Consider the following 9915-nt stretch of genomic DNA (forward strand, 5'->3'; position numbering starts at 1 on the left):
AATGAAATTTGACACTTCCAGCCTTACGATCCAGAAAGCAGAAACTTCAAAAATCAATTCGGTAAACTTCGACAAACTTGTTTTTGGAGAAGTCTTTTCAGATCATATGATGGTGTGTGACTATAAAAACGGGGAATGGCAGGCTCCTAAAATTCAGCCTTACGGCCCGTTGCAATTAATGCCTTCAGCAAAAGTTTTTCATTACGGCCAGGCTGTTTTCGAAGGAATGAAAGCCTACAAAGATGAAGAAGACCGAATTTTTCTTTTTCGACCCGATGAGAACTTCCGAAGAATCAACAAATCGAGTAAAAGACTCGCCATTCCCGAAATTCCTGAAGAATATTTCTTCGCCGGGCTTGAAGAATTGCTTAAACTCGATAAAGACTGGATCAAAGCCGGGTTTGGAAATTCGCTTTACATAAGGCCCTTTGTAATTGCTACTGAAGAATGTGTCTCGGCAAACCCTTCTAAAGAATATAAATTTATGATTATTTGTTCTCCCGCCCAGGCTTATTACAGCGGGGAGGTTAGAGTTCAGTTTTCAGAAAAATACAGCCGCGCTGCCGATGGCGGGGTTGGTTTTGCCAAAGCGGCAGGAAACTATGCCGCGCAGTTCTACCCAACAAATCTGGCCAAAGAAGAAGGTTTCCAGCAAATAATATGGACCGATGCAAAAACCCACGAATACCTGGAAGAAGCCGGTACTATGAATATTTTCTTCAGGATTGGAGACAAATTAATCACTGCCCCTACCAACGATCGTATTCTGGATGGCGTAACCCGAAAAAGCGTGATTACGCTGGCTGAAGAATTCAATATTCCTATAGAAATTCGCAGGGTAAGTGTGATGGAAGTGGTCGAAGCAGCACGAGCCGGGGAACTAAAGGAAATTTTTGGTTCGGGAACCGCTACGGTAATCAACCCTATTTCGGGGTTTGGTTTCAAAAACGAAAAATTTGAACTTCCTAAACTGGAAGATTCTTATGCCAAATTTTTCAAAGACAAACTAATGAAAATTCAATACAATCAGGCCGAAGATAAATTTGGCTGGAGATACGAGGTTAAATAATTTCCTCCTTAGGGAAAACCCATTAAAACATCAAAAAGCCTGAACCTGTTTCGGGCTTTTTGTTGTTATAGGATTTACACGGCCTATGAAAATTAATCTTTATGAGCTGTTTAAATGGCCCGATTTAAGGCTTAAAATGTAACTTTGCTTAAAACAAATAAAAAATGTTCAGCACGGGACAACTCATTTTTGCAGGAATCTTTCTGGTAAGCTTTATCGGGGTTATGATTTTCGCCTATCGCAAAGATTTAAAACTTCATCGTAAATATTATCGCGGAAGCCTTTTTGTGTTATTAGGCTTTATCGCCTTTATCATCCTGTTGTTTTTTATCAAATCCTGGCTTCAACGATAAATTGCTGTAAGATATTTCATAATTTAGCCTTACAACCAACCTAATAACCCATGAAAATTTTTAAGTATCTATTCTTTTTACTGCTTATCATCATAATTGCCGGTTCTATATATATAGCCACCAAAGATGGAAACTATCATATTAAGGAGACAGAAATGATTAATGCTCCCCGGGAATTGGTTTTTAAAGAAGTTGATGAATTAAAAAACTGGGAAAATTGGGAACCCTGGTCTGAGGATAGTGAAGATATGATCGTAGAGTACGCCGAAAAAACCTCGGGAGAAGGCGCTTCCTATTCCTGGAAAAGTGAAGACAGCGGGGATGGCGAAATTCAAACCATAGCTTCAAAACCATTTTCGGAAATAGATCAAAAATTGATTTTTAAGACCCCCTTTGGAGAATCGGTTAGCGATGTACACTGGCGTTTCGAAGAAATGGAAGATAGCACCCGGGTAAGCTGGGAAATGAAAGGCAAACAAAGCTTTATGGAAAAACTTGCGTTTAGCTTTATGGATGGAAGCATCACTGAAATGTTGAGACCTAAATTTAGGCAGGGCCTGGAGCAACTTGGCAATTCTGTTACCCGAAAAATGGAAGTTTACAGTATTACTGTAGATGGGATTACCCAGCACGGCGGGGGATATTATATGTACACTACTACGGCGACCAGGAGAATCCAGGTGCGGGAAAAAGCCAATACCATGCTGGAAGATGTCGAGCGTTTTATGGAGGAAAACAATATCGAAAAAAGCGGAAATCCCTTTATTCTATATAATGAGATAAACAGCAATGCAGGCACAGCAATTTTCTCGGCCGGAATTTTCACCGCTGCTGAAGTTATCACTCCCAGAGATAGCGAGATTTTAAATGCTTATATGCCCAACCAAAGAGCCTTAAGGGTAAGCCTGAAAGGTGACTATAAAAATATTGAAGAAGCCTGGGAAACCGCCTATAGCTATATGAATGAAAACGATATTCGGGCAGCTGAAGATAGCCGGCCTTTCGAGGTATTATTAAATAATGCAGATCAGGAAGTAAATCCGGCCAAATGGATTACTCACCTTTACATCCCGGTAGAATAAGAAAATCTAAGCTCAAAAAACATCTCTGGAAGCCATCGCATTTTGTGATGGCTTTTTTGTTTTGCCCCTCTATGTACATCTAATTGCTCTGTTGTTTTTCCTTTTCTGCTGTATTAGAAGTCCTTTTCTTACAATTTTTTGGGTTTTTTAGGTCACTCTCCTCTTAAAACCGCTTCATCAAACCCAAAAATTTTAAAAACCTCTCAAAAAACACTAATTTAAAAATGCACCACTAAAAATTTAGGGGTTTATTTTTAATTATTCGTATTAATTACCCTGATACCCCTATTTATTTATGGGTATATCTATAATTTTATACATTTACACCAGTTGGAAAATATAGTTTTTATGAAAAAAATAGAAGCAATTATTAGAAAGTCGAGATTCGACGAAGTAAAAAAAGCCCTGCATCAAACCGAGGTGAATTTTTTTAGTTATTGGGACGTAACGGGTGTAGGCAATGAGAAGCAAGGCCATGTATATCGGGGGGTTTCCTATAGCACGACCGATATTCAAAGGCGGAAGATTTCGCTGGTCGTATCAGATGAAAATGTAGAGCGAACCGTTGAGACTATTCTGGAGGCCGCCTATACCGGCGCGGTGGGAGATGGTAAAATTTTCGTCTCCCCGGTTGAACAAACCTATCGCATTCGCACCAAAGAAAAAGGAAAAGAGGCTCTTTCCTAAAATTTATTACCACTCAAAATTTTCTGTTTATGGAATTACTTACTACAAATAATGTTTGGATGATGTTGTGTACCGCCCTGGTATTCTTTATGCATTTGGGATTCTCGCTTCTGGAAGTGGGACTCACCCGTCAAAAAAACGCGATTAATATTCTTTTCAAAAATGTATTTATCATTTGTGCCGGGCTATTGTTTTACAGTCTATTAGGTTTCAACCTAATGTACCCCGAATCTTTTTTCGCCGGAGTGATCCCCGATTATTTCCTGGGATTATTTGGCCTGGAGGCACCCATAGCCAATGGTTCTTTAGACCTTGCCTATAATGAAGGCTATACCTACTGGACCGACTTTTTATTCCAGGGGATGTTTGCTGCGACTGCGGCCACTATCGTCTCGGGGGCGGTAGCCGAACGAATTAAGCTGGGTAGTTTTATGCTTTTCTCGGTAATTTATATCACCCTGGTTTACCCTATAGTTGGCTCCTGGAAATGGGGCGGCGGATTCCTGGATGAGCTGGGCTTCTACGATTTCGCAGGTTCTACCATCGTTCATTCGGTTGGTGGTTGGGCAGCTTTGATCGCCATTTATTTACTGGGGGCACGCCTGGGGAAATTTGGAGAAGACGGAACATCGCACGCCATTCCCGGGCATAATATTCCACTGGCTACTGCAGGGGTTTTTATTCTCTGGCTGGGCTGGTTTGGTTTCAACGGAGGTTCGGTACTTTCGGCCGATCCATCGCTAACCTCAATAACACTGGTTACCACCTGTCTTGCAGCCGCTTCAGGAGGGATTTCAGCCTTCCTGGTTTCAACTTTCACCTATAAAAATTATGACCTTACCATGTTTCTAAACGGCATACTTGGCGGCCTGGTAGGCATTACTGCAGGTGCCGATGTGATGAGCCCCTTAGATGCGGTGCTTATAGGTTTAGTAGCCGGGGCGGTAATCGTATTTGGGGTTGCAATGGTAGACCGGCTTAAACTCGATGATCCCGTTGGTGCCGTGGCGGTTCATCTTGCCTGCGGAATTTGGGGTACCCTGGCCGTTGGCATCTTCGGAAGCCTGGCCGGGCTGGATCAATTTCTCGCACAACTTACCGGCATTGGAGTTGTAGGCGCTTTTTGCTGTGTTTCAGCATTTATTTTACTGTACATCATTAAATCTACTATGGGGCTTCGAATGGAAGAAAGAGAAGAAACCGAAGGCCTCGATGTTCACGAACACGGGATGGATGCCTATGCCGAATTTGGTACAGCCAACCGATAATATTTTAAAATCCAAATAACAAAACCACACGCCTAAACACTTTTAACCACTAAATTTTTAATTATGTTTAAAAAACAAACACTACTGGTTTTCTTCTTTGGATCACTGCTATGCAGCCAAAATTCATTAGCTCAGCAAGAGCCGCCTTTTGAAAGGATAAGCGCCGATCTAAGCCTTAATCACGATGCCTTTTTTGGTTTTAACCCAATGATGAGCCTGGCCTATCAATTTACCGAAACCGATGCTTTTACAGTTTATGGAATTCAATGGGGTGCCGGTACGGGATCGGCCTGGGGGCAATGGACCGAGTTCGGGATTGGATACAACAAGAGTCTGGGCAATTTCGATATCAACCCAAGTTTGGGTTTTACGATGGGAAGCCTGCTTTCAAGCGGTGCCGCTCAGGAAGGGATTATTGGAGATGGAATTGTGCCTAACCTTACCCTAAATTATGATTCTGAAGCTTTAGAAGGAGAATTCTATTTCGGGTATTATGCCGCACTTTCTAACAATACTCAAGCCGGGCAGGCCACAAATAATTATGTGCATTACTGGGCTAACCTGGGTTATAAATTCTCCAATTTCTTTTCGTTGGGAGGGCATTTTGAAGAATTGTATCTCTCGGGAGGAGAAACCAATGGAGGTTCAGATCTGGAACGTGCCGATGGTTATGTTTGGTTGGGACCTTACTTGCAATTTCAAAAAGGAAATGCGGGGCTACGATTCTCTTTCGGCGGGAACCTTGCCGATGAGGACAGCAGGTTTTCTCCCAATGACTTCTATAAATTAAGCTTCTATGTTTCCCTATAATTTCTGAAGCTATTAATCAAAAAATACTGATAATGAAATCAGCCTCCGGCTTCCTTAAGTCCAACCGTCCCGCCGGAGGTGTTGGTTTCAGAAAATTTAATTTACCACTTCCGCTTCAGGGGTAGCTTCATCGTAATATTTTGACTTTCCCAGGTATTTCTTAATCAAGGCATTATACTCCCGGCTAAATTTGAGATCGAGCATCCCCTCCATTTTATACAATTTTTCCATATCTGAAAAACCGGTTTTCAACAGATCTTCGAGATACAGCATAGCGGTTTCCATATCCCCGTCTCCACCCGCGATTTCTATAATTTTCAAATAAGCTTCGGGATCGTTGTTATCCAGCACAGTTCTTAGAACTGCCGTGTAGACCTTCATGTCTATATTAGCATCGGTCTCCATAATTTGATTGTAGTAATCTCTGGTAGCAAGCTTTAGATATGCTTCTAACCTGTGCCCGACATTAGACCGAAAAGGATTGGCATTTTCCTGCATTTTTTCGAGCTCTTCCATCTCATTTACCCACCAACCTATATTCTCAAAATTGCTGGTAATAAGGTCGGTTTCCAGGTAGTATTGATATTCTTCTCTCTTTTCCAATTCCAGGTTTTCATTGCGATTATATTCCCTTCGCTGACTTCTGAAATTTGAATCTGTGAGATCACGTATTCTTTGCCTTAAATCAATCTGAACGGGGAAGCCTTCATACTTATCCTGCAACTGCTCCAGTTTTTGAACAGCATCAAAAAGCCGACCTCTGCGCCTTAAACGTTCGCTTAATTCTATTTCCTGCTGAAACATTTTCGACACCAAAGCAGTATCTGTTTCCCGGAAGCCTTCGCGCATCGCCTGCAAGGTAAATCCGCTAACGGCAGCATATAAATCTAAGTTTGCAGGCCATTCCCTGTCATTACCTTCATAAAAATTGATTTCGGTTGGATGTTTGGCTTTGTCAAAATACTGCCGAATTTCGGGAAAATTCAGGTATGAAAGACCCTGCCTTCCGGCAAGACCATTAAACATAAATCTTCTGTTCTTTTTTAAAACATCGGGATTTATCCAGGCATCGCCAATGGCAAGTACGCCGGCTAAATTATCGTAGATAAGGGGCACTGCAGAAGCCAAAATTCCACCTTCGGCCAGGCCAGCTGTATATATTTGGTTGGTATCTACCGGCAAAGTACCCAAAACCCTTCTGAACAGTCTGGTAGTTGAAGTTAACTGTTCCTGCAAAGCACTCTCTAATAAATTATCATTTGAAGCCACTACGAGGTAGCCCTGGTCTTCCGCAATACTTCTTAATTGTTGGGCGGCCCCGTGTCCTCTTCCCTGCGGATCAAATACAATGAGTACCGGCCAGGTTTCAGCCAGGTCGAAATCGGTAGGAAGATAAAGGGCAAAGCTCGAACTCAAAGAGTCCTGTACCGGGATAAAATCGGTAGTTTTTCCCTTAAGCAATCGCATCTCCTGGGCCGGAAGATGTAATGAAAAACACAATAAAATTAAAAGAGGAAGGTACACTCTATAGTTCATAGCAGGAGATTCTTGAATTAAAGATAAGAAAACCCAAAGAAAAAGCCCTTTTCCAAAATGGAACAAGGGCTTTTTCCTCAAATATATGGAAGTGGTTAATTCTTTTTAACCCGCTGTAATTTCATTTTGGGCTCTGGAAAAAACATTCGAGCTAATAATGACACCAAAAGCAAATCGGCAAAGATTAGAAACATCACTCTCACAACTTCAATCCCGGAAAAATTAAGTCCGGTGAATCCAACAAGGCCGGTTAGTAAGGCCATCAAAAGGAATAATAAACTATACTTTTTCATAACTAAAATTCTTTGAGACAAAGATAGCTACAAAGCAGTGTTACAATTCCTAAAAAATTATCAATTAGACCACATTTAACTAAAGCCTGAATTCAGGAAAACACAATGTTAATAATGGCGCTGCTTCCGGTTAATTTTAACAAAAATAATTTTAAGAAAAATAAAATGCTTTAAGGCTTTTTAACCGGCGAGCGTTCTATGACATTCGACAGGATGATGTGAGTTTTTATTTCTCCATAGGTGATAAGCCTGTCTATGAATTCGGCAAGATGAAGCTGATCTTTTAAAACCACCTCCATAATAATATTTTCATTTCCTGTAATTCGATAACAATTTAGCACCTCATCAAAGCCGGTAACCTTATCGAGAAAAGGTTTCAATCTTCCCATAAAAGCCCGCAGGGTAATTATGGCTTTGAGCTGATGCCCGGTTTTATGATAAGAAAGTTCGGTATAATAAGCTTTGATAATCCCCGCATCTTCCATCTTTTTCACGCGCTCGGCCACGGCAGGGGAACTAAGCCCCACTTCCCTCCCTATTTCAGAAAATGATTTTCGGGCATTTTGCTGAAGTTGCTCCAGGATAGACCAATTTATTTCATCTACTTTCATTTTAAAGTTTTAAGAGTAATTATACTTCAAATGTAAAGCAAATTTTTCTCAGACTTAAATTCTAAAAGTTTAGTATGCCGATTTTGAAGTAATTTTAAAACAAAAATTGAGGCCATGCAAGGGGCATTTCCAAATAATTCATATCACCTTCCTATTTACAGAAAAGCATTGGAGATTTTTAAAATTTCTAGGGCTGTGGCCGCCTATTTTTCCGAAGATAAAAATATCATGGAACTTTCGTACTCTGCCCGGCCCAGGGAGAGGTTTGCAGGAAACCTTATTGCCGATTCGCTTCAACTGGCACCGGGAATTGCTTCGGCTGCTTCAGCTTCGAATTCGGCTTCACGCCTGCAACGCATAAGGCAAATAAGAAAAGCCGCTGAAAAGCTCAAAAAACAATGCAGTAATCTGGAATTTTCAGGAGTAAAAGAAGTTGAATTCGTAAATCTTTTGAGAAAGGAAATAAGTCAGTTCGACAGGATGGTTGCCGATTGGTTTAAACTTTCTAAATAACACCTTAGTTTCGGGAGTTTCTCCTCTCTCCTACTAGATATCGAAGCCCAGTCTAATCCCTTCAATAAGCATATTGGTTCCGATAATCGCGATGATAAGACCCATTATCTTTTCAATCACCACAATCTTATTCTGCCCTATAAATTTCACGAGAAAATCACTGGAAAGAAAGCTTAGGTGATTTAAGATCATCATCAACCCAAACATTAGAATAATAATTCCCATATCCAAATAACTGGCTGTAGTCACATAGTTCATAGCAGTAACTATGGTCCCGGGCCCTGCGAGAATTGGAATTGCTAGAGGAGAAATGGAAATCCCTTCGTGAAAGTCGATATCGGTTTGGTTATCTATACTTGACTCCTGGTTTCTTATCATTTCAAAACCTACAAAGAATACCAGGATGCCCCCGGTTATCTTAAAGGCCGGTATGGTAAGACCAAATAATTGGAAAATATACTTCCCGATTAGAATAAAACCGGTAACGATTATAAAAGCCGTAAAGGTCGCTTTTTTGGAAATATGCTTCTTGCGTTCCCTGTTGGCCTGCCGGGTCAAACTTAGAAAAATGGGAATATTGCCCAGGGGGTTATTCAGCGCAAAAAATGCGGTGAACACGGCAAAGGCGAATAATCCGATATTTTCCATAGCTTTATAACTGGTAAGGCGAAGTTAACCGTAAATTTAACAAGCCGCAAAACTAATTTGAATTTTGGCTTGTGGCAATAATTTTTTAAAAAATTTGGCAGCTATGTATCGTGAAGAATTAGAGAAAATGCCTCTGTATCAAAAAGCTCTGGAAATACTGGAAATCGTAGAGCGAATTCAAAGTCTCATTCCCGAAGATGATGAGTATTTACAAAGCACCGGAGGTTTTATGATGGAAGATGCCTATAAATTAGCACCAAAGATAGCCGGAGCTGAAGGTGGCGGCCTCTACGATATTAAAATGGAAAACGCAGCCATAATTAGAAAAAGCGCCCGGGATATCTATGTATCCTGCAATCAGTTTTTTGCGAATGATGATTTTAACGATGACGAATACCTTATTCTTTTACGCAATACTATAGAAGAGTTCCGCGTCCTGTTCGCTGAATGGGTAAAAGGTTTTGACCAGTGGGATTATATAGTTGATCGCTGGGGTTTGTTCAATCCGCCGGGGATTAATTACGATGACGAAGACCCCGATGAGGATATTCCTTTCGACGGATTTATCTTCGAAGATGATGAAGAAGAGGACTTCGACTTTAATTTTGAATTCGATGATGCCGATAATTACGAAGACGAGGATGAGGAAGAAGATGACGATGAGGAAGATGATGATTGGCAGAAGTAATTAAGCGGGGATTGGGTCAAATTAATAAGTCTTTTGAAGGAGTTTCTGCTTGAAAATCGAAAATTCAAAGGGCGACTTGCTTTTTGGAATCATTTTGCAAGGCATTTTCCTGAAAGACAGAATTTGAATCTGAACATTCCAGGGTCGCTTCGGTCTATATAAAAATACCGGAAAATCTCTTCTTGAAAAATTCTATAGTCGCTTCGCTCTATAGAATTCACCTGACTGATTTGACAAAGAATTTGAAAGTCGCTTCGCTCTTTGGAATCATTGCGTACAGCATTATTTTGAAAGACAGAGTGCGACTTCGAACATTCCAAAGGCGCTGCGCTCTTTGGAATCTATTTAAGGGCTTTC

General features: G+C 40.8%; 12 protein-coding genes. 8 read left to right on the forward strand and 4 right to left on the reverse strand.

Features of this window, described 5'->3' with window-relative positions; translation table 11 throughout:
* Window position 1: 1 nt before the first annotated feature.
* The 6 genes from ACW6QP_RS06600 (at window position 2) to ACW6QP_RS06625 (ending at window position 5269) form a co-directional block, all read left to right on the forward strand.
* Entirely contained in the window at window positions 2–1069 is a 1068-nt protein-coding gene (locus ACW6QP_RS06600) for a branched-chain amino acid aminotransferase (RefSeq protein WP_457910066.1), read from the forward strand.
* 164 nt (window positions 1070–1233) lie between these two features.
* Window positions 1234–1422 carry a hypothetical protein gene (locus tag ACW6QP_RS06605; protein ID WP_457910067.1) on the forward strand — a complete coding sequence of 63 codons (189 nt, stop codon included), beginning with the start codon at window positions 1234–1236 and terminating at the stop codon, window positions 1420–1422.
* 50 nt (window positions 1423–1472) lie between these two features.
* Window positions 1473–2504, forward strand: a complete 1032-nt coding sequence (locus ACW6QP_RS06610) for an SRPBCC family protein (protein WP_457910068.1) — start codon at window positions 1473–1475, stop codon at window positions 2502–2504.
* 348 nt (window positions 2505–2852) lie between these two features.
* Complete coding sequence (locus ACW6QP_RS06615; protein ID WP_457910069.1) at window positions 2853–3191, forward strand: P-II family nitrogen regulator; 339 nt, start codon at window positions 2853–2855, stop codon at window positions 3189–3191.
* 29 nt (window positions 3192–3220) lie between these two features.
* Window positions 3221–4459 (forward strand): ammonium transporter, encoded by a 1239-nt coding sequence (locus tag ACW6QP_RS06620; RefSeq protein WP_457910070.1) that lies wholly within the window; start codon window positions 3221–3223, stop codon window positions 4457–4459.
* A 63-nt stretch (window positions 4460–4522) separates the two neighbouring features.
* Complete coding sequence (locus ACW6QP_RS06625; protein WP_457910071.1) at window positions 4523–5269, forward strand: DUF6733 family protein; 747 nt, start codon at window positions 4523–4525, stop codon at window positions 5267–5269.
* A gap of 96 nt (window positions 5270–5365) precedes the next feature.
* On the opposite strand, the gene ACW6QP_RS06630 is transcribed toward ACW6QP_RS06625, so the two are convergent.
* From ACW6QP_RS06630 to ACW6QP_RS06640, 3 genes are all read right to left on the reverse strand, one after another.
* Window positions 5366–6805, reverse strand: coding sequence for a hypothetical protein (locus tag ACW6QP_RS06630; protein ID WP_457910072.1), 1440 nt, complete (start codon window positions 6803–6805; stop codon window positions 5366–5368).
* Window positions 6806–6900: 95 nt separating this feature from the next.
* Complete coding sequence (locus tag ACW6QP_RS06635; protein WP_457910073.1) at window positions 6901–7098, reverse strand: DUF1328 domain-containing protein; 198 nt, start codon at window positions 7096–7098, stop codon at window positions 6901–6903.
* Between the two features lie 170 nt (window positions 7099–7268).
* Window positions 7269–7709: an Lrp/AsnC family transcriptional regulator gene (locus ACW6QP_RS06640; protein ID WP_457910074.1), complete on the reverse strand. Its 441-nt coding sequence runs from the start codon at window positions 7707–7709 to the stop codon at window positions 7269–7271.
* 114 nt (window positions 7710–7823) lie between these two features.
* Here ACW6QP_RS06640 and ACW6QP_RS06645 point away from each other — a divergent pair, with 114 nt between their 5' ends.
* A complete protein-coding gene (locus ACW6QP_RS06645; protein ID WP_457910075.1) occupies window positions 7824–8222 on the forward strand; it encodes a hypothetical protein in 399 nt (132 codons plus the stop codon).
* Between the two features lie 33 nt (window positions 8223–8255).
* Here the strand turns inward: ACW6QP_RS06645 and ACW6QP_RS06650 are convergent, their stop codons facing one another.
* A complete protein-coding gene (locus tag ACW6QP_RS06650; RefSeq protein WP_457910076.1) occupies window positions 8256–8870 on the reverse strand; it encodes a MarC family protein in 615 nt (204 codons plus the stop codon).
* A gap of 103 nt (window positions 8871–8973) precedes the next feature.
* Between ACW6QP_RS06650 and ACW6QP_RS06655 the strand changes: the two genes are divergently transcribed.
* Window positions 8974–9558, forward strand: coding sequence for a hypothetical protein (locus ACW6QP_RS06655; RefSeq protein WP_457910077.1), 585 nt, complete (start codon window positions 8974–8976; stop codon window positions 9556–9558).
* Window positions 9559–9915: the final 357 nt, after the last annotated feature.

It is taken from the genome of Salegentibacter haimaensis (genome assembly GCF_054121495.1).